Source organism: Oceanisphaera profunda, from assembly GCF_002157895.1.
Lineage (GTDB): Bacteria > Pseudomonadota > Gammaproteobacteria > Enterobacterales > Aeromonadaceae > Oceanimonas > Oceanimonas profunda.
On record NZ_CP021377.1, the window covers coordinates 1,175,473 to 1,197,742 of the forward strand.

At 51.9% G+C, this 22,270-nt stretch carries 16 protein-coding genes and 1 tRNA gene; 13 read left to right on the forward strand and 4 right to left on the reverse strand.

Features of this window, described 5'->3' with window-relative positions; all coding sequences use genetic code 11:
* Nucleotides 1-28 precede the first annotated feature (28 nt).
* Nucleotides 29-1,033 (reverse strand): CYTH domain-containing protein, encoded by a 1,005-nt coding sequence (locus CBP31_RS05090; protein ID WP_087035161.1) that lies wholly within the window; start codon nt 1,031-1,033, stop codon nt 29-31.
* Nucleotides 1,034-1,200: 167 nt separating this feature from the next.
* Between CBP31_RS05090 and CBP31_RS05095 the strand changes: the two genes are divergently transcribed.
* The 3 genes from CBP31_RS05095 (at nt 1,201) to CBP31_RS05105 (ending at nt 3,904) form a co-directional block, all read left to right on the forward strand.
* Nucleotides 1,201-1,881: a TIGR00153 family protein gene (locus CBP31_RS05095; protein WP_087035162.1), complete on the forward strand. Its 681-nt coding sequence runs from the start codon at nt 1,201-1,203 to the stop codon at nt 1,879-1,881.
* Between the two features lie 21 nt (nt 1,882-1,902).
* Nucleotides 1,903-3,168, forward strand: coding sequence for an inorganic phosphate transporter (locus CBP31_RS05100; protein ID WP_087035163.1), 1,266 nt, complete (start codon nt 1,903-1,905; stop codon nt 3,166-3,168).
* A gap of 118 nt (nt 3,169-3,286) precedes the next feature.
* Nucleotides 3,287-3,904: a TIGR04211 family SH3 domain-containing protein gene (locus CBP31_RS05105; RefSeq protein ID WP_087035164.1), complete on the forward strand. Its 618-nt coding sequence runs from the start codon at nt 3,287-3,289 to the stop codon at nt 3,902-3,904.
* Between the two features lie 420 nt (nt 3,905-4,324).
* Here CBP31_RS05105 and CBP31_RS05110 read toward each other — a convergent pair whose 3' ends face one another.
* Nucleotides 4,325-5,275, reverse strand: a complete 951-nt coding sequence (locus tag CBP31_RS05110) for a hypothetical protein (RefSeq protein WP_087035165.1) — start codon at nt 5,273-5,275, stop codon at nt 4,325-4,327.
* A 409-nt stretch (nt 5,276-5,684) separates the two neighbouring features.
* On the opposite strand from CBP31_RS05110, the gene putA reads away from it, so the two are divergent.
* The 10 genes from putA (at nt 5,685) to cca (ending at nt 20,651) form a co-directional block, all read left to right on the forward strand.
* Nucleotides 5,685-8,963, forward strand: a complete 3,279-nt coding sequence (gene putA / locus CBP31_RS05115; protein WP_087035166.1) for a bifunctional proline dehydrogenase/L-glutamate gamma-semialdehyde dehydrogenase PutA — start codon at nt 5,685-5,687, stop codon at nt 8,961-8,963.
* Nucleotides 8,964-9,214: 251 nt separating this feature from the next.
* Nucleotides 9,215-12,277, forward strand: a complete 3,063-nt coding sequence (gene fdnG / locus CBP31_RS05125) for a formate dehydrogenase-N subunit alpha (RefSeq protein ID WP_151898783.1) — start codon at nt 9,215-9,217, stop codon at nt 12,275-12,277.
* Nucleotides 12,278-12,286: 9 nt separating this feature from the next.
* Nucleotides 12,287-13,258 carry a formate dehydrogenase subunit beta gene (fdxH, locus tag CBP31_RS05130; RefSeq protein ID WP_087035169.1) on the forward strand — a complete coding sequence of 324 codons (972 nt, stop codon included), beginning with the start codon at nt 12,287-12,289 and terminating at the stop codon, nt 13,256-13,258.
* Nucleotides 13,242-13,874: a formate dehydrogenase subunit gamma gene (locus CBP31_RS05135; RefSeq protein WP_087035170.1), complete on the forward strand. Its 633-nt coding sequence runs from the start codon at nt 13,242-13,244 to the stop codon at nt 13,872-13,874. Before fdxH ends, CBP31_RS05135 begins: the two co-directional genes overlap by 17 nt.
* Nucleotides 13,875-13,987: 113 nt before the next feature.
* Nucleotides 13,988-14,932 carry a formate dehydrogenase accessory protein FdhE gene (gene fdhE / locus CBP31_RS05140; RefSeq protein ID WP_087035171.1) on the forward strand — a complete coding sequence of 315 codons (945 nt, stop codon included), beginning with the start codon at nt 13,988-13,990 and terminating at the stop codon, nt 14,930-14,932.
* Nucleotides 14,932-16,377, forward strand: coding sequence for an L-seryl-tRNA(Sec) selenium transferase (gene selA / locus CBP31_RS05145; RefSeq protein ID WP_087035172.1), 1,446 nt, complete (start codon nt 14,932-14,934; stop codon nt 16,375-16,377). Before fdhE ends, selA begins: the two co-directional genes overlap by 1 nt.
* A complete protein-coding gene (gene selB, locus CBP31_RS05150; protein ID WP_087035173.1) occupies nt 16,374-18,287 on the forward strand; it encodes a selenocysteine-specific translation elongation factor in 1,914 nt (637 codons plus the stop codon). Before selA ends, selB begins: the two co-directional genes overlap by 4 nt.
* A 46-nt stretch (nt 18,288-18,333) precedes the next feature.
* Nucleotides 18,334-18,429, forward strand: a tRNA-Sec gene (locus CBP31_RS05155).
* 35 nt (nt 18,430-18,464) lie between these two features.
* Complete coding sequence (locus CBP31_RS05160) at nt 18,465-19,250, forward strand: formate dehydrogenase accessory sulfurtransferase FdhD (RefSeq protein ID WP_087035174.1); 786 nt, start codon at nt 18,465-18,467, stop codon at nt 19,248-19,250.
* A gap of 240 nt (nt 19,251-19,490) precedes the next feature.
* Nucleotides 19,491-20,651 carry a multifunctional CCA tRNA nucleotidyl transferase/2'3'-cyclic phosphodiesterase/2'nucleotidase/phosphatase gene (gene cca, locus CBP31_RS05165; RefSeq protein ID WP_087035175.1) on the forward strand — a complete coding sequence of 387 codons (1,161 nt, stop codon included), beginning with the start codon at nt 19,491-19,493 and terminating at the stop codon, nt 20,649-20,651.
* A 318-nt stretch (nt 20,652-20,969) separates the two neighbouring features.
* Here the strand turns inward: cca and CBP31_RS05170 are convergent, their stop codons facing one another.
* Nucleotides 20,970-21,767: an undecaprenyl-diphosphate phosphatase gene (locus CBP31_RS05170; protein WP_087035176.1), complete on the reverse strand. Its 798-nt coding sequence runs from the start codon at nt 21,765-21,767 to the stop codon at nt 20,970-20,972.
* Between the two features lie 86 nt (nt 21,768-21,853).
* On the reverse strand, nt 21,854-22,210 hold the full coding sequence (gene folB / locus CBP31_RS05175; RefSeq protein ID WP_087035177.1) for a dihydroneopterin aldolase: 357 nt from the start codon (nt 22,208-22,210) through the stop codon (nt 21,854-21,856).
* Nucleotides 22,211-22,270 lie beyond the last annotated feature (60 nt).

Consider the following 22,270-nt stretch of genomic DNA (forward strand, 5'->3'; position numbering starts at 1 on the left):
TCTTTTACTGTTCGCTTATGGCCGCGATTTAATGGCCGCCCTCGGCATATAAATAGTGGGTTAACTGCAATAATAAACGACCGTAGCGGGGGCTATAGAATAGCTCGTCCGAGAGTTTTTCCGTCTGTAATTGGGCTTGCAACCAAGTCAGCTCTTCAAGCCAAGCAACCTGTGCGGATTCCGGAGCCTTCTTATTTAACGACACCAGACTCTGCTCAACTAAGGCTACACCGATGCGGACTTGGCCAAGCCAGTCGTCTTTTTGGTCTGTGCTGCTGAGTGCGCCCTGCTCATGATGCTGCCAATGCTCGACGCCTTGCGCGAGTCTGCTTAGCAAAGCGCGCTTATCTTGCTCTGTCTCTGGCAGTACAGTCTCAAGCAGAGCAGTGCCAGCTACTAAGGTAAGGGCTTGCAACTGCGGACCGGCGCTTAAGCCAGCTAAACAGTAACCGCGCTGCGCCTTAGATACCGCATATAAGCGTAATCCGCCCTCATGCAACAGTAGTTCTGCGAAGGCAAACATATCCGCCACCTCGCCGTTCACTAGCTCCAGCTCTAATTCTTGAATGGGATCCTGTTCTTTTCCTGCTCGAACTTCGCCGGTATCAAACGCCAGCTCAATCTCGGTCTCATTAAACTTCACTACCCAGCGTTGGCGTAAAAAGTCGGTACTGAATAACGGCTGCAAGTCGGCTTGCACTTGGGCAAGCACAAAGTCAGCAGGCCAAATATGCGCCGGAAACAGCGCTAAATCAGGCTGGGGCTCGGCCAAGTCAACATTGTATTCCGGTCTTTGGTGCAGACCGCCCACTTGGCTACCAGCCAGCTTTACCGTTTGCTCTAACTTGCCGTTTTGATTACGAATACGCAGCCCTGCTTTCATGCGGCCCAGCGCTAAACTTGGCGTATCAAAGTAGGTGTTGGCCAGCGTTTTTTGATCGTGTTGGCAGATTTCATGCCTGGCTAGCAGTGCGGGTAAGCGACTCACCAACGCGGGTGACACCAGAAATTTCAGCTCTATCTCAGTATTCATAGGCGCGATCTAAATCTCCAAACGTTTGATTCTTAATGTAAAAAATAAATAACAAGGGACAAATCCAAGAGTATTATTAAAAATGCTGTTTTCTTGCCTTTATAGTTAAGTTACCATTCGCGCCACATAGATGTATCGAGTGTTTTTTCACCGACACAGGGTTGGACATGCCAGTAAATACTATTTTGGGGCTTTTTGCTAAGTCCCCTATCAAGCCTTTGCAAAAGCATGTGGCTAAAGTACATGAAGCGGCTCAGCAGTTGGTTCCATTCTTCGACGCCATGTGGGCACGAGATTGGGAACAAGCTGAGCTCATCCAACGCCGGATTTCTCAGCTCGAACGGGAAGCCGACGCCTTAAAACGGGAAATCCGCCTCAAACTCCCTCGCGGTCTTTTCATGCCGGTGGCACGTACCGACATGTTAGAGCTGCTCACGCAGCAAGATAAGATTGCCAATAAAGCGAAAGACATCTCAGGCCGTATTATTGGTCGCCAGATGGCTATTCCGCTGCCACTCCAAGCTGCCTTTATGGATTACCTCAGCCGGTGCCTTGATGCTACCGCGCAGGCAGCCAAAGCCATTGACGAACTCGACGAGCTGTTAGAAACCGGCTTTAAAGGACGTGAAATGGATTTGGTCTCAGATATGATCAACCAACTTGATCGCATAGAAGATGATACCGATGTTATGCAAGCTAAGCTGCGTAAACAGCTGCATCTCATTGAGGATGGCTATAATCCTATCGATATCATGTTTTTATACAAAATCATTGAGTGGGTCGGTGAGCTGGCAGACCAAGCCGAGCGGGTTGGTGCCCGTTTAGAGCTGATGCTGTCTCGTTCCTGAGCGACATAACAAGGTATACAAATGGATATCATTGCTAACTACGGCACTCTGCTTATTTTAATAGCAGCCGCCTTTGGCTTTTTTATGGCTTGGGGTATAGGTGCCAACGATGTGGCGAACGCCATGGGCACATCTGTGGGTACGCGCTCACTGACCATCAAGCAGGCGATTCTTATCGCCATGGTTTTTGAGTTCGCCGGTGCTTACTTGGCGGGCGGTGAAGTAACCTCCACCATTCGTAACGGCATCATAGACTCAGAAGCCTTTGCCGATCACCCAGATTTGCTGGTGTTTGGTATGATCGCCTCACTATTAGCCTCGGGTACTTGGCTATTAGTGGCTTCTTACTATGGCTGGCCGGTATCAACCACGCACACCATCATAGGTGCCATCGTAGGCTTCGCACTGGTGTCATTAGGTTCGAGTGCCGTGCACTGGAGTAAGGTGGGCGGCATCGTCGGCTCTTGGGTAGTCACGCCGGCTATCTCGGGGTTAATGGCCTACTTTATCTTTATCAGCGTGCAACGGCTTATTTTCAACGCCGACAAGCCGCTGGCGGCCGCTAAGAAATACGTCCCCGCTTATATCTTTATGACGGTGATGGTGATTTGTTTGGTCACCCTGCAAAAGGGCCTAAAGCACGTCGGCCTTGATATGAGCAACACCGAAAGCTTTGTGCTGGCGACGCTGATTTCTTTGGCTTCAGCCCTGTTGTGTGGCGTTTACATCAAACGTAAACAATACGACAGTGAAGACGACAAAGACATGCAGTACACCAACGTAGAAAAGGTGTTTGGCATCTTAATGGTGGTTACCGCTTGTGCCATGGCTTTTGCGCACGGTTCAAACGACGTAGCCAATGCTATTGGTCCGTTATCGGCGGTAGTGAGCATAGTACAAAGCTCTGGCGAAATTGCCGCGAAATCCAGTATTGCTTGGTGGATTTTACCACTGGGCGGCGTGGGTATCGTCATCGGCCTGGCCTCTTTAGGCCACAAGGTAATGGCCACCGTAGGGACGGGTATTACACACCTGACGCCTAGCCGAGGTTTTGCCGCTCAGTTAGCCACGGCTGCGACAGTGGTGATCGCATCCGGTACTGGCTTGCCAATTTCTACTACCCAGACCCTAGTGGGCGCGGTAATGGGCGTAGGCTTAGCACGCGGTATTGCGGCACTAAACCTGAACGTACTGCGTAACATAGTGGTTTCTTGGGTAATTACTTTGCCCGCAGGCGCTATTTTAGCCATTATTTTCTTCTATATTATTCAATGGTCTTTTAGCTAAGTCATCGAAAACTGACGTTTAAGTACCGTTTTAAGGGGGCATATTTGCCCCCTTCTTCTTGTCCTACCCCCTCCCAGCTATTACCATGACCTTATCGAAAAGAGTAAAGGAACATCAGGTGAAATCGAAACTTCTTGTGGCACTGCTGTGCAGCTTGTCTTGGCTGAGCATGGCTAACGCCGCCGATCGCTATATATCCGATGACGTGTACGCCTATCTGCACGCGGGCCCCAGCAATAAATTTCGCATTCTCGGCTCCATTAAGGCCGGTGAAACTGTCACTGAGCTGGCGCGCGATGCACAAACCAAATATGTGCATATTCGCGACGCTGATGGCCGTACCGGTTGGGTAGAAGGTACCTTTGTACAAAGCGAAGAGAGCTTTCGCTCCAAGCTGCCCAAGATTGAAAGCGAACTGACAAACACCAAAGCACAGCTGAGCTCAGTGGATGAGCGTCATGAACAAGATGTGCTCGAAAAAACTAATCGCTTACAACTGCAAGACCAAGAGCTCACCGAGGTGCAAGCCGAGCTAAGAGCCTTGCGCCAGCAGCACGACACCTTGAACAGCGAAAACCAACGCCTAACTAGCCTGATGGACAACAAGCAGCATCAAATGCGCTTAGATTGGTTGCTCTACGGCGGCATGGTCGCCGGCATAGGTGCACTGTTTGGCTTCTTATTACCTTTGATCCCACGTCGTAAAAGCCGCCACCAAAGCCGCTGGATGAATTAATGTTCTTGTGAGGCGTGAGGCGTGAGGCGTGAGGCGTGAGGCGTGAGGCGTGAGGCGTGAGGCGTGAGGCGTGAGGCGTGAGGCGTGAGGCGTGAAATTACCCAAGAACACTTAGCTAACGCAAACAAAAACACCGTCTGATGACGGTGTTTTTTTATATCTGTTTGTAGATACTCTGTTGGACATCAAGGTTTCGCGCTAGCTCTGTTGTGATGCGCCCTTATCACGTTCATTGCGAGCGTAGCGCGGCAATCCATGCTACCACGGCGCTGTGCATAACCATGGATTGCCACGTCGTGGCACTCCTCGCAATGAACCAAGGTTATAGTTTGGCTCTGGCCTTTTGCAGGTCCAATTCATTGGACCAAAACCAAGGCACGGCAGAACAGAGCGGGCCTATCTTTGGTTTGGCGCTGTGCTTTAAACCTTCACTGCAAAGTGTCGATTTGGCTTGCGATACACAACGTCGTCTTGTAGTAACCAGTGAAAAATATCTTCCACTTCTTCCATCGGCTTTTCTAACATCCGTGATACCGCGCCTTTAGCACAACGCAGATCGCCGGCGCGCAGCTTGTTAACCAGCTCATGGTAATAGTCGGGGCGTACCGGCACGCCAAGCGCCTCGTCTGCTATTGCATTGGGCGAAGCTGTTGATGGTCGCTGCTTGAGGTTGCGCCTAAAGCGCAGCTCATCCCCTAATAAGGCAATAAAAAAGGCCGCAAAAAAGTCCAGTAACATGGACAGCACCGCCACTATGCCAAATTGCACCCTTGATAACGGCCAGCCTAAACCCTCGGCTAAGCTCGACATCAAGCCCATCAATGAGCTTTGGCTGGTCACCGCCACTTGGTCTCGCTCGCGGCGCAACTCATCTTGGCGTTGGCGCAAATCAGCATTGCGCGCCAGCATATCGGTCATGCCATTGGCGATGCGCTTCATATCGATATAGGCTTGTGCGGCCTGCTCATTAATGTCTATTTCGCGCTCTAGACCGGCAATTTTATCGTTATAGCTTTGCACTTCTCCGACTTTAGCCGCATCACCTTCTAGCAAGGTATTGGTCGCGGCATTAATGCCACCCACACTGCCCGCGATAGAAAGCCCTGCCAGCACCGCGTAAAAGCACAACGCTTTAGCGGCACCCATAGAGTCATGGCGACTGATACGCTCGCCCATTTCATACCAGATATAAAACTTACCGATCTCAAACACCAACGCTAATCCGCCAAACATCAGCTTCATTAGCAGGCCTTGCTCGAGAGACAAAAACAACAACAGAGAAAAGACCATGGAGGCGGCAATGGAAGCACCAGTGATCAAATAAACCACGGTCAGGGCAAAGTGCCCTTTAGGAAGACGTTGATAATGCACAGGCAGTGTTCGCTTACTACAAATAAAAGAGCGCACATTATAGGAGGAGTCCGTCACGCAAACAATGCACCCCAAGCGCGCTTTACGGGCTTATTGGACTCACAGCCAACCAAACCAACCATAACCGTACCCACTAGGAACCCTTCTGTATTGCTAGCCTTCGGGTTCGGCTAAACGCGCAAGGTCAACAGCCCCTAAAACACCATCGAGATCGCAAATCTTGGCAAACTCCCTTAGCGCGACTGTTATTGGCTTTTAAATCGTATAGGTTATTAGGTTCTGTTGACCTTGCGCAGTGCCCCATTATTGGCGCTAAAACCTTATCGCAGCTAAATGCGCTTAACCGCACCAGCAGGGCTTTATAAACCATCTTCAGAGGTCAACAAACTCAAATGTGAGGAGTGCCGTTATGTTTACCGTCGCCGCCGCTTTTACTGATGATGCCCCCCGTGATCGATTAAGTCTGCGCCAAGTCATTACCGAGCAGTATATGGTGGACGAAAATGACTATGTGGCCGAGCTCATCGAGCAGGTTTCAGCTGATGAAGGTGAGCGCGTGCAGCTGGCCGAACAGGCACACCGACTGGTTAGCCAAGTACGCCAAGCCAGTGGTGAAGTGAGCGGCGGTATTGAGGCATTCTTGCAGCAATATAGCTTGGATACCCAAGAGGGGATTATTTTGATGTGCTTGGCGGAAGCCTTGCTACGCATTCCCGATAAACACACCATAGACGCCTTAATTAAAGACAAACTCTCAGGCGCCAACTGGGCACCGTATTTTCGACAAAGCGACTCCGCTTTAGTCAACGCCTCCACTTGGGGGTTAATGCTCACCGGTAAAGTTATCCGCCCCGACAGCAAGCTCGATGGTCATCCGGCGCGTTTATTAGACCGTGTACTGAATCGTCTAGGTGAGCCTTTAGTGCGTTCAGCCATGATGACCGCCATGAAAATCATGGGGAAGCAGTTTGTACTCGGTCGAGATATTAAAGAAGCGTTGAAGGCCAGCCGCAAGGCGCGCGACCAAGGCTATGCACATTCCTACGACATGCTGGGTGAAGCGGCCATGACCGCTTTGGATGCCCAACACTATTATCAGGCTTACGCCGATGCCATTGCCGCTTTAGGTGAGACCAAGCTCAATAATGACGCCGTGCCGCGCCCATCTATTTCCATCAAATTGTCGGCCTTACACCCGCGTTACGAAGAAGCCAATCGGCAGCGGGTGCTTAGCGAGCTATTTGCCACTGTGCTGAAGTTACTGGAGCAGGCTCGTGCTTTAGACGTATACGTGACCATAGACGCCGAAGAAATGGACCGCCTTGAGCTGTCACTGGACTTATTTGAGCAACTTTATCGCCACCCCACCAACCAAGGCTGGGGGGGCTTAGGCTTAGTGGTACAAGCCTATTCCAAACGCGCTTTACCGGTACTGATGTGGCTATCGGCCTTAGCCCGTGAGCAAGGGGATATGATACCGCTGCGCTTAGTAAAAGGGGCCTATTGGGACAGTGAGATCAAGCTAAGCCAACAAGGGGGACTCACGGGTTATCCGGTATTTACTCGTAAAGCCGCCACCGATATTTCTTATTTAGTGTGCGCCCGCTACTTGCTGAGTGACGCCTGTCAAGGCGCACTGTACCCGCAGTTTGCTACCCATAACGCCCATACAGTGGTGGCGATTCAAGCCATGCATGATGCTAGTGCTGACACCGTCTTACCTGCTTTCGAGTTTCAACGCCTGCATGGCATGGGCGAAGAGCTGTATGACGTCGTACTCACGGAGCATCCTGAGCTAAATTGTCGTATTTACGCCCCCGTCGGCGCCCATAAAGATCTCTTGCCCTATTTGGTACGCCGCTTATTAGAAAACGGCGCCAACTCTTCGTTTGTACATAAGTTGCTGGATCCTAAAACACCCATCGACTCCCTAATCCAACATCCGCTCACCCGCTTGAAAGAGTGCGAAAGCTTAGCCAATGAGAAAATCCCGCTGCCCTTGGCCATTTTTGCTGACCGCGTGAATTCCCAAGGTATCAATCTCAATATTGCCAGCCAGCGCCAGCCCTTGTTTGATGCACTGGAACAGCTAGCAGACAAAGAGTGGCAAGCAGCGCCGTTACTGGCCGCCTGCCCGTTAGCAGACCACAAAGCACTTACACCTAAATCAGCACCTAAATCAGCACCGGCAGTAGTGCCAGCCCCCACTTTACAGGCCGTGCTCAGCCCGCAGGATACTCAGCAAGTGGTGGGTCAGGTGCAGATGGCAAGCGAGGCGCAGGCAGAGCTTGCCATTACCTGCGCGCGGGCGGCCTTTACGGATTGGCGCGATACGCCAGTGGAACAGCGCGCACAAATGATCGAGCGTTTGGCAGATTTGTTAGAAGATCACAGGGCAGAGCTTATTTCACTGTGCACCCGTGAAGCGGGCAAACTATTACAAGATGGCATAGACGAAGTACGAGAAGCAGTAGACTTTTGCCGCTACTACGCCAATCAGGCGCGCCGTTTAATGACCACCACCTTACTGCCCGGTTATACGGGTGAGCGCAATACTTTACAGACTCAAGGCCGTGGCGTGTTTGTCTGTATTAGCCCGTGGAACTTTCCGCTGGCCATCTTTTTAGGCCAAATCAGCGCCGCCTTAGTCACCGGCAATACGGTGATCGCCAAACCCGCCGAGCAAAGCTGCTTAATTGCTCACTTGGCCACTCAGCTTGCCCATCAGGCGGGTATTCCACCGGCCGTGTTACAACTATTACCGGGCAGTGGCGCCACTGTAGGCCAAGCGTTGACCTCAGACCCGCGGATTGCCGGTGTTTGCTTTACCGGCTCCACCACCACCGCTCACCATATCAATCTTACTTTGGCCCAGCGCACCTTAGCCGAGCACTCATTAGCCGCACAAAATGCTGCCATTATTCCTTTGATTGCCGAAACCGGCGGCCAAAATGCCATGATTGTGGACTCCACCGCTCTGCCCGAGCAAGTGGTGCGCGACGTGGTACGCGCCGCCTTTCAAAGTGCCGGCCAGCGTTGCTCGGCGTTGCGGGTATTGTATTTACAAACCGATATCGCCGAGCGCGTATTAGCGCTATTAAGTGGCGCCATGGCGGAGCTCAGCATCGGCGACCCAGCTTTGTGGTCTACGGATGTGGGACCGGTCATCGACGCCCAAGCGCAAGCTAAGCTCACCGAGCACCTGAATCAGATGCAGGCGGCCGGCAACACAGTGCTTGCCCAAACCAGCCTGCCCGACCATGCCCAGTCAGGCCATTACATCCCACCCACGGCGCTGACCATTAATAGCATTAAGGAGCTCAATGAAGAGCACTTTGGCCCCATCTTGCACGTGGTGCGCTTTAAGGCCGCGGAGCTTGAACAGGTGATAGACGACATTAATGCCAGCGGTTTTGGCCTAACGCTCGGTATTCACAGCCGTAACGAGTCGTTTGCCGAGCATATCGCGCAGCGCGCCAATGTGGGCAATATCTACATTAATCGCGATCAAATCGGCGCCATGGTCGGCGTGCAACCTTTTGGTGGGCAAGGCTTGTCTGGCACCGGCCCTAAAGCCGGCGGCCCTCATTATCTGGCCCGCTTTATTACCGAGAAAACCATCACCAATAACACCACCGCCATTGGCGGCAATGCCAGCTTGCTCTCGCTCGGCCAAGGGGACGCGTAGCGTAATTATCAGCCAAAGCAGCCCTCGCTAGGCGGATATTTCCATGCTGTTATTATGGTTTAGTGACTATGGTCTAATAGCGAAGCGTGAGGTACTGAACTAGGCTGACGGTTAGCCTGATGGGATTCATATTACTCACAACGATGAATTAACACGCGATAGAGATCAATGCTACGCGCTGACCTGTATCGCATAATAATGAGGGTCAATAGACCCCTATCATTGCAACTCTGTGTCATAAGGAGAGCGTCATGAGCAATATCAGCCGACGCGATTTTTTTAAGATAACAGGTGCCACCCTAGCAACGTCGAGCATGGCGGTGTTAGGTATGGCGCCCACACCGGCTCTTGCGGCGGCGCGACAATATAAGCTATTGCGCGCCACCGAAACTCGCAGCACTTGCCCCTACTGCTCTGTTGCTTGCGGAATTTTGGTGTACAGCATGGGGGACGGCGCCAAGAACGCTAAACCGAGTGTGATGCACATCGAAGGCGATCACGATCATCCGGTTAACCGCGGCACCTTGTGCCCAAAAGGTGCGGGCCTGGTGGACTTTATTCACAGCCCTAACCGCCTGACCTTTCCTGAATATCGCGCCCCCGGCTCAGATACTTGGCAGCGTATTTCTTGGGAGCAAGCCTATAGCGGCATCGCAAAATTAATGAAGGAAGATCGCGATGCGAACTTCGTTCAACAAACCGACGATGGCAAAACCGTTAACCGCTGGCTTACCACCGGTATGCTGGCCGCATCTGCCAGTAGTAACGAAGTGGGTTACATCACCCATAAAGTGATACGTCCCTTAGGAATATTGGCATTCGATAACCAAGCACGCGTTTGACACGGTCCTACGGTGGCAGGTCTTGCCCCAACATTTGGCCGTGGCGCTATGACGAATCATTGGGTCGATATTAAAAATGCCGACGTTATTCTTATTATGGGCGGCAACGCTGCCGAGGCGCACCCTTGTGGTTTTAAATGGGTAACCGAAGCTAAGGCACATAATAATGCCAAACTGATCGTGGTCGATCCGCGCTTTAACCGCTCCGCTTCTGTGGCAGATGTGTATGCGCCGATCCGTACCGGTACCGATATAGTCTTTTTAGGCGGGGTTATCAAGTATCTGCTTGATACCAACCAGATCCAGCACGAGTACGTTAAAAACTACACAGATCTATCGTTTTTGGTGCATGAAGACTTCGACTTCGAAGATGGCATTTTCTCCGGCTATAACGAAGACACCAGCCATTACGATAAATCCAGCTGGGATTACCAACTGGATGAGCAAGGTGAGGTCATTGCCGATCCTAGCTTGCAGCATCCGCGCTCTGTGTATCAGCTGTTAAAGCAACATTATCAGCGTTATACGCCAGAAATGGTGGCGCGAGTTTGTGGTACGCCTGTTCCTAAATTTAATCAGATATGTGAACTACTGGCTTCCACTCATACCCCCGATCGCGCGGGCACTATTCTCTATGCATTGGGTTGGACTCAGCACTCCATTGGTTCGCAGATTATTCGCACCGGCGCCATGATGCAGCTATTGCTAGGTAACATAGGCATAGCCGGTGGTGGCATGAACGCGCTGCGCGGTCACTCTAATATCCAAGGCTTAACGGATTTAGGGCTAATGACCAACCTGCTGCCAGGCTATATGACGCTGCCAAATGAAGCCGAGCAAGACTTTGATGGCTACATTGCCAAGCGTACCCAAAAACCGCTGCGCCAAAATCAGCTGAGCTATTGGCAAAACTATAAAAAGTTCCATGTCAGCCTGGCCAAAGCTTGGTGGGGCGATCATGCACAAGCAGAAAATAACTTCGCTTTCGACCTGCTGCCAAAGTTGGATAAACCCTACGACATGCTGCAAGTTTATGAGTTAATGAACCAAGGCAAGATGAACGGTTATATCTGTCAGGGTTTTAACCCGCTAGCAGCGGCACCGAACAAAGCCAAGATGATCAAATCATTATCTCAGCTGAAGTTCATGGTGATCATGGATCCTTTAGTGACCGAAACTTCCGAGTTTTGGCGCAACATGGGCGAGTCCAATGATGTGAACTCGAAGGATATTCAAACTGAAGTATATCGCTTACCGACCTCTTGCTTTGCCGAAGAAGCCGGCACCCTAGTTAACTCGGGCCGTTGGCTACAATGGCACTGGAAAGCCGCCGAGCCACCAGGAGAAGCCAAGACCGATATCGAGATCATGGCCACTCTGTATCAGCATATTCGCAAGCTCTACGAAACCGAGGGCGGCACCTTTGCCGAGCCTATTACTCAGCTGTCTTGGCCCTATGCTAATCCCTACGAGCCCACGGCCGAAGAGTTGGCAAAAGAGCTGAACGGCCGTGCCTTAACTGACTTAACAGACGGTGAAGGCAAGGTGATTCGCAAGGCCGGCGAGCAGTTATCAGGCTTTGGCGAAATGCGTGATGACGGCTCCACTTTAGGTGGCTGCTGGATTTACTCGGGCTCTTGGACCGAAGAAGGCAATATGATGGCGCGCCGCGACAGCAGCGACCCCACCGGTATTGGTCAGACGCTAAACTGGGCTTGGGCATGGCCGGCTAACCGCCGCGTGCTCTATAACCGAGCTTCCTGCGATATCGAAGGCAAACCCTTCGATCCAAGCCGTTCGCTGGTGCACTGGAATGGTAGCAAATGGACCGGCGCGGATGTGCCAGACTTTAAAGCCAATGAGCCACCCACCGATGGCATGGGTCCCTTTATCATGAACCCCGAAGGCGTGGCACGCTTTTTTGCCAAGGGCAACATGGCCGAAGGTCCCTTTCCTACCCATTACGAGCCTTTTGAAACGCCGCTCGGTTATAACCCTTTATTTAAAGACAACGCACGAGCGACCAATAACCCAGCCGCGCGCCTGTTTGATGCTGACCGGGCCGAGATGGGTAAAGTGGAGCAATTCCCCTATGTGGGCACCACTTATCGCTTAACCGAGCATTTCCACTACTGGAGTAAGAACGTACTGCTGAACGCCGTTATTCAGCCAGAGCAGTTTGTGGAAATTGGCGCCGAGCTGGCAGGTGAGCTGGGCATCAACCAAGGGGATGTGGTGAAAGTGTCATCCAACCGTGGCTACATTAAAGCCAAGGCGGTGGTCACCAAGCGCATTCGTGGCATGGACATAGACGGCAAGCGGGTACATCACATCGGCATTCCCATTCACTGGGGCTTTGTCGGCGTGACTAAACCTGGCTTTTTGGCCAATACGCTCACGCCCTCGGTCGGGGACGCTAACTCACAAACACCTGAGTTTAAGTCCTTTCTCGTCAACGTAGAAAAGGTGTAGGAGGAAGTCATGGCTTCACAAGGAATGGATATTAAACGTCGCTCGGCGACCACCACACCTTCACCCAGCGTTCGTAATTCCCCCGTGCAAGGCGGGGGCGTGGCCAAGCTTATTGATGTGTCGCAATGCATAGGTTGCAAGGCCTGTCAGGTGGCATGCATGGAGTGGAACGACCTGCGAGACGAGGTCGGGCATAACGTGGGCGTGTACGACAACCCCGCCGATATGACCGAGAACAGCTGGACCGTAATGCGCTTTTCTGAATATGAAAAAGACGACGGCGATCTGGAATGGTTAATCCGAAAAGATGGCTGCATGCACTGCGAAGAGCCGGGTTGCTTAACTGCCTGCCCCTCTCCCGGTGCCATAGTGCAGCATGCCAACGGCATAGTGGACTTCAACCAAGACAGCTGTATCGGCTGTGGTTACTGTGTAACCGGTTGTCCGTTTGATGTGCCACGTATTTCTAAAACCGACAAAAAAGCCTACAAGTGCAACTTGTGCGTGGACCGCGTTGAGGTAGGCCAAGAACCGGCTTGTGTGAAGATTTGTCCCACAGGTGCCATTTCGTTTGGCTCCAAGGATGATATGAAGCATCACGCCGACGAGCGTATTAGAGATCTCAAGTCTCGCGGTTATGACAATGCGGGCTTGTACGATCCCGACGGCGTAGGCGGCACTCATGTGATGTATGTCTTACATCACGCGGATAAACCCCAGCTCTACAGTGGTTTGCCAAAAGCGCCTAAAATCAGCGCCATTGTGTCGCTGTGGAAGGGGCCGGCCAAACCAATTGGGGTGGCGGCCATGGTGTTAACCGCGCTGGTGGGTGCTGCGCACTATATCCGCAATCGCCCTTCTGAGGTGACGAAAGCTGATGAGCTGGCCGCCAAACATGCGGCAGAGCTGGTAGCGCTGCAGGCTGCAGAACTGGCAGCCGAAAAAACGGCCGAGGAGGAAAGAAATGATCAACGAGGATAAGGAAATTGTACGTTACACGGCCAATCAGCGACTTAATCACTGGCTGATTGCGCTGAGCTTCGTACTGTTGGCCATTTCTGGCTTGGCATTATTTCATCCGGCCTTGTTCTGGCTAAGCAACCTATTAGGAGGCGGCACTTGGACACGAATATTGCACCCCTTTATTGGGGTGGTGATGTTTGTCAGCTTCTTCAGTTTTGCGCTGCAGCTGTGGCGAGACAACCGCATGACGGCGGACGACCGAGCTTGGTTGAAAGCCGTGCCTAAGGTTATCTCACATCAAGAAGAAGGCGTGCCGGAAGCCGGCCGTTATAACGGTGGCCAAAAGGTACTATTTTGGGTGTTAATCGTGCTGATGTTGGGCTTGTTGGTCTCGGGCGTGCTGATGTGGCGGACCTATTTCACCTTTCCGGTGGAGCTGATCCGTTGGGCATCCATGCTGCATGCGCTGTTTGCCTTGGTGCTGGTTTGCGCCATTATCGTGCACGCTTACGCGGGCATTTGGGTGAAGGGTTCGGTGCGCGCCATGACCCGCGGCACTGTCACACCGGGCTGGGCGTGGAAGCATCACCGCAAGTGGTATCGCAAGAAAATGCGAGACTCGTCACTAAAGTAAGCGAATGAGTCCGCAATGTGGACGCCTCACCCGCCGTCAAATGATACCCTTCGTTTGACGGCTTTTATTTAGTTCTTATACAGACAAGCGCCGATTTCACTCAAGGAGTGCCCATGCAGCGAATTCTTACCCGTGGCGAAATAGAGACCCTAGATCGCACCAGCATAGTGCGCCTTATTACTCCCGTGGCGGACACCTTTAGCATCCGCGCGCAGCGGTTGCGAGATATCGCCATCGATAATCCGATTGAGGATTATCTGCTCTTGATTGCTCAACTGGCAGACGCCCAGCAACAGGTCTTTGCCCAAGACTGGACTCTCGCCGCCCTCGACGAAACTCAACTTGCCCAAGCACAGGCCCATGGCATGCCACCTTTTAGCGCTAGCAGCATAAAGCGAGATGCCACTTGGCGCGCTATGCTAAGCGCCATTCTCGAGCAGCTGTTGCAACAAACTACTCATTCCAACCCCCTAACCGATGCGGTACGCAACAATTTAGTGCAATTGGCAGATGATATTAATAATCAGCCTGAACTTATTGAGCAACAGGCCGATGACTTGCTCAATCAAGCGCTAGAAAGAATCGATGCCGCCCGTGCACCTTTTATTATGGCCGGTTTACAAGTGTACTGGAGCCAATTAGTCGCAGGGCTCGAGAGCCAGAAAATTCCTGCCAATACGCCTTTTGGCCTATGCCCTTGCTGTGGCAACCAGCCGGTGTCTAGCACAGTGATGTTGGGCGGGCCTAAAGAGCAAATCCGTTATGCCACCTGCTCGTTATGCTCGAGCCAATGGCACATAGTGCGCGTGACCTGCACCCACTGTGAAGATACCAAAAAGCTGGCTTATCACTCCCTGGAGGAAGGCAGTGCCGGTATCAAGGCCGAGTCTTGCGATCATTGCCAGCATTACCGCAAGATTTTCTATCTTGATAAAGAGCAGTTTGCCGAGGCTTTCGCCGATGATCTAGCCAGTCTTCCGCTGGATATTTTAATGGGCGAAGCGAACTTTTATCGTGCCAATAACAATCCTTATTTATGGCAACTGGCGGAGCAATAATGAACCTACCCGCTTCTTCTGAACCTTGCGTCATTCAACCCTTGGCCCAACCGGCAGATTTGCCGGCCTTGGATAAAGTACTGCATCGGCCTGAATTAGCCGCGACTATCACTCAGCACGGGCTAACACTGGTAACGCAGCAACTGCGCTTGCTGTTGGCCGAGCTGCGCACTCAGGTTCTTGAGCAGCAGCTGACTCTGCCGGAAGTGGAACCTACTCACATAATCGCCCAGCTCATAGAGCGGCTTAGCGCCTTAACCACCTCTAAGCTCAAAACCGTGATTAACCTCACCGGCACCGTGTTGCACACTAACTTGGGCCGCGCCTTATTACCCGACTGCGCCGTAGAGGCCGTCACTCAGGTGCTGACCCAGCCCACCAATCTGGAATTTGATTTAGAAACCGGCAAGCGTGGTGATCGAGACAGTTTAATTGAAAGCTTAATCTGCGAGCTGACCGGCGCCGAGGCCGCCACCGTGGTGAATAACAACGCCGCCGCAGTGCTACTGATGCTTAACGCCTTGGCCTCAACCAAAGAAGTGATCGTGTCCCGCGGCGAGTTGGTAGAAATTGGTGGCTCATTTCGAATCCCGGATATTATGAGCAGCGCCGGCAGTAAGCTGGTGGAAGTGGGCACCACTAACCGCACCCATTATGCCGACTACGAGCGCGCCATTTCTGAGCAAACCGCCATGTTGATGAAGGTGCATTGCAGCAATTACGCGGTGGTGGGCTTTACCAAGGAAACGGCGCTGACTGAGTTAGTTAAACTTGGCCAGCAACATCAGATCCCGGTGACGGTAGATTTAGGCAGCGGCACCTTAGTGGATTTAGCCCAGTGGGGCTTGCCTCATGAACCTACGGTAAAAGAAACCATACAAGCAGGCGCAGATCTGGTGACATTTAGTGGCGATAAGCTATTGGGCGGACCACAAGCGGGTTTTATCGTCGGGCGAAAGTCACTAGTCGATATTATTAAGAAGCACCCGCTAAAGCGCGCGCTGAGAGTCGGCAAACTCACCATGGCGGCACTGGAGTCGGTATTGTCTTTATATCGCAGCCCAGAGTTATTACCCGAGCGCTTAACCACGCTACGTCTGCTGACGCGCGCTCAGTCTGACATACAACAACAAGCACAAAGCTTGCAAGCGAGTTTACAGCACGCAGTGGGTAGCGATTATTTGGTCAACTGCGAGCCTATGCTGAGCCAGATTGGCAGCGGTGCCATGCCGATTGAATCGCTGCCGAGCTTCGGCTTAGTAGTGCAGTATCAAGGCTTGGACAAAGCCAATCGCCAAATAATGAGGCTTGAGCGCGGGTTGCGCACTCAAGCCCAGCCTATTATTGGCCGCATCCATAAAAACGCCTTGTATCTGGACTGTCGCTGTTTAAGTGAGGCGCAAGCAGAGCTGCTTAAAGTTACCTGGAGTGAGGCGCGGTTATGATTATTGGCACTGCGGGGCATATCGATCACGGTAAAACGGCACTGGTGCGCGCGCTCACCGGCGTGAATACCGACCGTTTAAAAGACGAGCAAGAGCGAGGCATTACCATTAGTTTGGGCTATGCCTATCAACAGCTTGAACAAAATATCACCTTAGGCTTTGTGGATGTGCCGGGTCACGAAGGCTTAATTCATACCATGGTGGCGGGCGCTACCGGCATTGATTATGCCATGTTGGTGGTGGCGGCAGATGACGGCATCATGCCGCAAACCCTTGAGCATATCGCTATTTTATCGTTACTCGGCCTCACTCAAGGTTGTGTTGTCATTACCAAACAAGATAAGGCTCAGCCCGAGCAATTGGCGCAAACTCAGGCGCAACTAAGCCAAGCATTGGCTAATACCTTTTTAAACACTGCGCCGCGATTTTTAGTCGATAGTTTATCCGGTGGTGGCATCCCTGCTTTAAGGGATTTTTTACAACAGCAAGCCCAGCAGCAAAAATTCGCGAATCGTAGTGGTTTGTTTCGCCTCGCCATCGACCGCGCTTTTACCTTAAGCGGCCAAGGCACTGTGGTCACCGGTACGGTACACGGTGGCGCATTCAATTTGCAGAGCAGTGATATTAAGCTGCGCTTGATGCCTGCCAACACGCCCATAAGAGTGCGCAGTATTCATGCACAAAACTTACCTAGCACCAACGCTTATGCGGGCCAGCGCTGCGCCTTAAACATTGCCAACATGCCTAAAGAAGCCATAGAGCGCGGCGACTGGCTCGCCGATGAGCGCTGCTTTACGCCGTCAATCCGCATCGATGTGCAATTACAGCTGCTTAATAATCTTACGCAGCCCATCATCACTTGGATGCCGGTACATGTGCATATGGGGGCGGCCCATGTAATGGCGCATGTGGTACCGCTCAGCAAGGAAACCCTGCAAGCAGGTGAGCAAGCTTATGCGCAACTGGTGTTTGATAGCCCGCAATGTGCCATGCCCGGCGACCGTTTTATTATTCGCAACGCCCAAGCCAAGCAAACTCTTGGCGGCGGCTGGGTACTGGATGCCAATGGCCCAGACCGAAAGCGCCGTACTCCCGCGCGCTTGAGCTGGCTGGCGAGCATAGCTAATTATCTAACTGACCAGCAGCTGCTTCTTCTACTCAGCCAAGCCCCTTACGGCATTCCCTATCCAGACTTACAGCGCCTAATTCACGGAGATGTCGAGCAGCTGGTCATTCCCGACTCTGCACTCTGGGTAACGCCTACGACCAATAAGCAGTCGGCCGTGATGATGGATAAATCGCAGTGGGAAACGCTACTGAGCCACATTGAAGACACGCTCAAGCTAGCTCACCAGCGCTATCCAGATGAGCCAGGCATAGGAGCGGATAGGTTGCGCCGCATGACGGCTCCCGCCATGCCGATCTCTTTGTGGCAGAGTGCTTTACAGACGCTGGTGCAAGCCCAGCGACTTAATTTACAAGGCGCTTGGTATCACTTGCCAGAGCACACAGTGAGCTTCAGTGAGCAAGAGCAGCAGTTAGCGGAGCAAATCCTGCTGTTATCTCATCAAGGCCAGTACGATCCGCCTTGGGTGCGCGAGTTGGCAAGCCTATTAGACATACCAGAACAAGAAATCCGCCAACTGGGCCGTAAGCTGGTACAACAGGGCAAGCTGTATCAGGTACAGCCCGATTTACTCTATCATCATCAGCATATTGAGCAGCTGGCACAACTAATGCGCCAACGCCCGAAAGATCAGGGCATAAAAGCCGCCGAACTACGGGATCAATTGGCACTGGGTCGTAAGAGAACGCTGCAAATACTCGAATTCTTTCAACGAATTGGCTATAGCCGACGACTACATGATAGACATGTGATCCGGCCCGACAATCTGCTATTTACAAGCTAGCCTGATGGGGGCATTGTTAGTGCTGGTCGCTTATGTATAAGAAAATGGAAAGTAATCGTATCCGGTGGTGCGGCTGGGCTTCAAACCCAGTTGGGTGTGTTAGACGCTCCTAGGTAGGTTCGACTCCTACTACTTTCCGCCATTTATTTGCTCTCATCTTTTCCCACAGGACTCTCTATGGACGATGCGACCTTAGATAATTTGGCTCCCAGCCAAGCTGTGCGCACACAGGCAGGCACAGAGCATACCCTCGCCAATGAAGTCCCGTTAGCCATTACTCTTAATGGTTTAAATCACGCCGTTATGATGGTCAGCCCCTATCAGCTGGAAGCCTTTATCATTGGCTTTTTGTTGACCGAAGGCATCATTCTGCACCACAGAGATATTCACGACCTCGAATTTATTAGCCAACAAAACGCCATCATCGCTAACGTCACGCTGGCTAATCGCTGCCATCAGCCGTGGCAGGAGCAAAGGCGCAATCTGGCGGGCCGGACCGGTTGCGGCTTGTGTGGTATCGAATCATTAGAAGCCGCTATCCCTAACTTACCGCCTTTACCAGCCAGCGAACTGCCCAATATCGACGCGCTGATGGGCCTGCGCGCACAACTGCCTGCTTGGCAAAAATTAAATCGAGACTGTGGCGCTCTGCACGCCGCTTTTTTTGCCAATATGCAGGGTAAAATCCAGCATGCCAGTGAAGATGTGGGCCGCCATAATGCGCTCGATAAACTATTAGGTTGGCATCACCGCCAGTCCAATCCGCCTGGTATGATGTTAGTCACCAGCCGTTGCAGCATAGAGCTGATCCTAAAAATGGTGCGTACTTATAATCCTACGCTTATCACCTTGAGCGCCCCTACTGTGTTGGCAGTCGAGCAGGCTCGGCACTATCAGCTCAACTTGATACACTTGCCCTATCAGCAGCAGCCCAGAGTTTATGCGGCATCAATTCAGGTGTGAGGTGAAAAATAAAGCGCCGAGTACCAAGCCAACAAAAAACGGTGTTTATCTTTATGCCGTCTTCCTGACGCACGTCAGGATCTCGCTCTTACTCAACAGAGCAAAGCCTTATCTGCAACGCTTCTTTATTACGAGAATCGCAACTCTCTGTTTACGATAGACACGGAAAAATAGAGATCAGATCTGAAAGTGATCATTATTTTACTTAGAACAGTATTAATAACATCGTAAGGGAACACAGTGGACATTTATTTAGTCGGCGGCGCGGTGCGTGATGCCTTATTAGGCTTACCCGTGGTTGACCGCGATTACGTAGTGGTGGGCGCCCTGCCAGAGCAGCTGTTACAACAGGGCTACCAGCAAGTAGGCAAGGATTTTCCGGTATTTTTACATCCCAAAAGTAAAGATGAATACGCGCTAGCGCGCACCGAGCGTAAATCCGGCTCCGGCTATAACGGCTTTATCTGTGACTTTGGCCCAAATATCACGCTAGAAGAAGACTTAAGCCGCCGTGACCTGACCATTAATGCCATCGCCCAAGATGAAAATGGCATGCTTTTCGATCCTTATGGCGGCCAAGCAGATCTTGATTCGCGCACCTTGCGTCATGTATCCGATGCCTTTAGCGAAGACCCGTTACGCGTATTACGCGTGGCACGTTTTGCCGCCCGTTTTCATCATTTAGGCTTTAGGGTGGCCAATGACACATTAACGCTAATGCGCCAAATTGCCGCCAGCGGCGAGTTAAGCGCACTGACACCAGAGCGGGTATGGAAAGAAACAGAAAAGGCCTTGGCCTGTGAGCAGCCACAGGTGTTTTTTGAAGTATTACGCAGCTGTAATGCGCTTAACGCCATGTTCCCAGAACTGGAAAAACTATTTTCGTCCACCGAGGCTCATGCTCTGCAAGCCTTATGGCATGGCACCCAGCTCACCACCGAGTTAGCTTGTCGCTTTGCCGCCCTCACTTTGCAACTGGACGTTGCTGCGCTCACCGCTCTGTGCGAACGCAGCAAGGTGCCCACCGAGCATAAAGAGTTGGCGCTATTAAGCAGTCGTTGGCACCAACGCATTCATGCACTGCGAGACCCAAACCGAGATGATGCAGAACAGATATTGGCGTTATTCCAAGCAACCGATAGCTGGCGCAGGCCCGAGCGTTTTGCGCACTTACTGCTGTGCGCTCAAGCGGATTGGCAAGCCAGTATCGCATTCGATTCAAGCGCAGTATTAGACTCAAGTGCAGAACCCTATCCGCAGCGCGCGCAATTGTGGCATTGGTTTAAGGCGCTGCAAGCCATTACTGCCGGTCCCTTTGTCGCCCAAGGACTGAAAGGCCCCGCCATTGGCGAGGCCATTAAACAAGCGCGGCTAGTGCAACTGCAGCAATGGTTAGCTTAAGCTAACCTGATTATCCACAAAGCTCAGCCATGTTTCAGTGAACTCAGCAACAATGAATTCAATAGGTTACAGGTAGGTTCCACCTCTTCGGTAAAGAATATGAGGCTCAGTTTGGTATTTTGACCTTGTAGGGGCCCGTCTCTTCGGCGAAGAGGTCTTCGGCCCGGTTTGGTGTTTTGGTTTAAATCTAAACCTCAGTAACAGCCAGCAGAGCTGGCCTGCCGAAGTCCTCTTTATTAAAGAGACGGGGCAGCTACAAAGAACAAACCGAAACAGGGTGCATTATGGCTGAGGTTCATACGTAATCAGGTAAGCTAATTAGCCAGCCATCACCCATATAAGCACGGCGCCTAGGCCTAATCTGTACAGCACAAACGGCAGTACGCCAATGCGGTTGATCAAGGCCAAGAACAGGTGAATACAGGCCAACGCACTGATAAAAGACACCAGCACGCCTAAGCCCATCACCGACCAGGGAATGACGGCGCCTTCACTTAACAGACCCACGGCTTGGTGGCTGCCCGCTAAGAAGATAATCGGGATCGACATCAGAAAAGAAAAGCGCGCGGCGGCACTGCGGGTCAGGCCCAACATTAAGCCGGCGGTTAAGGTAATGCCGCTGCGTGATGTGCCGGGAATTAGGGCTATCGCCTGCGCGCAACCTAATAGAAAGGCGCCGCGCCAACCAGTTTGATATTCACTTTTAAGATATTGCGCGCGCCTGTCAGCCCACCATAACAACAAGCCAAACACTATGGTGGTGACGGCGATGACCCAGCCGGAGCGTAAGAAGTCAGAGATGAAACCACCAAACAAGACCCCGATAATACAGGCAGGAATGGTGGCTAAAATAATGCACCAAGCTAAGCGAGATTCCCCCGTCGCCGTTCGCCCTGCTAGCGAGCCCACCCAAGCGTGAGTGAGACTGACCACTTCGATACGAAAGTAATACAAGACCGCCAACAAACTGCCCAAATGCACAGCCACATCAAAGGCCATGCCCTGATCCTGCCAGCCCAATAATACCGAGGGCAAAATCAAATGGGCAGAGCTAGAAATAGGTAAAAACTCTGTAAAGCCTTGGATCAACGCCAGTAAAATTACATGCACTTCCATCTGTTCACTCTCTTAGCTGTTAACGCTTTCATCTTAATGAGCGCAGATGACAATTTAATGACCGCTAAACTGCGCTTATCTCACCTTTATACTTTACGCGTTCTTAAAATCTCGACCCCCACACCGGCAGCATTCACCACGGCGTTAGGCTTAGTGAGACGCACTCTGACAAATTGCACGGCAAAGCGGGCAAATATCAGCTCAGCTACGCGCTCGGCCATGGTTTCTATCAGTTCAAACTGATGCTGCTCGGCAAATTGGGTCACCGCTTGTGACAAAGTCGCGTAATCGAGCGCCTTATTAATGTCGTCATCTTTGGCCGCGGGCGCATTGTTAAAGCCCATCTCCAGATCGAATCGCAGCTTCTGTTTAATGCCCTTTTCCCACTCATAAACGCCTATCGTAGTGAGCACTTCTAGGCCTTCTACAAACACTTTATCCATCGTCTCTATCTTCTGTTAAGCTGAATAATATTCGGAATCGAGCCAAGCGCGCAGCACTCT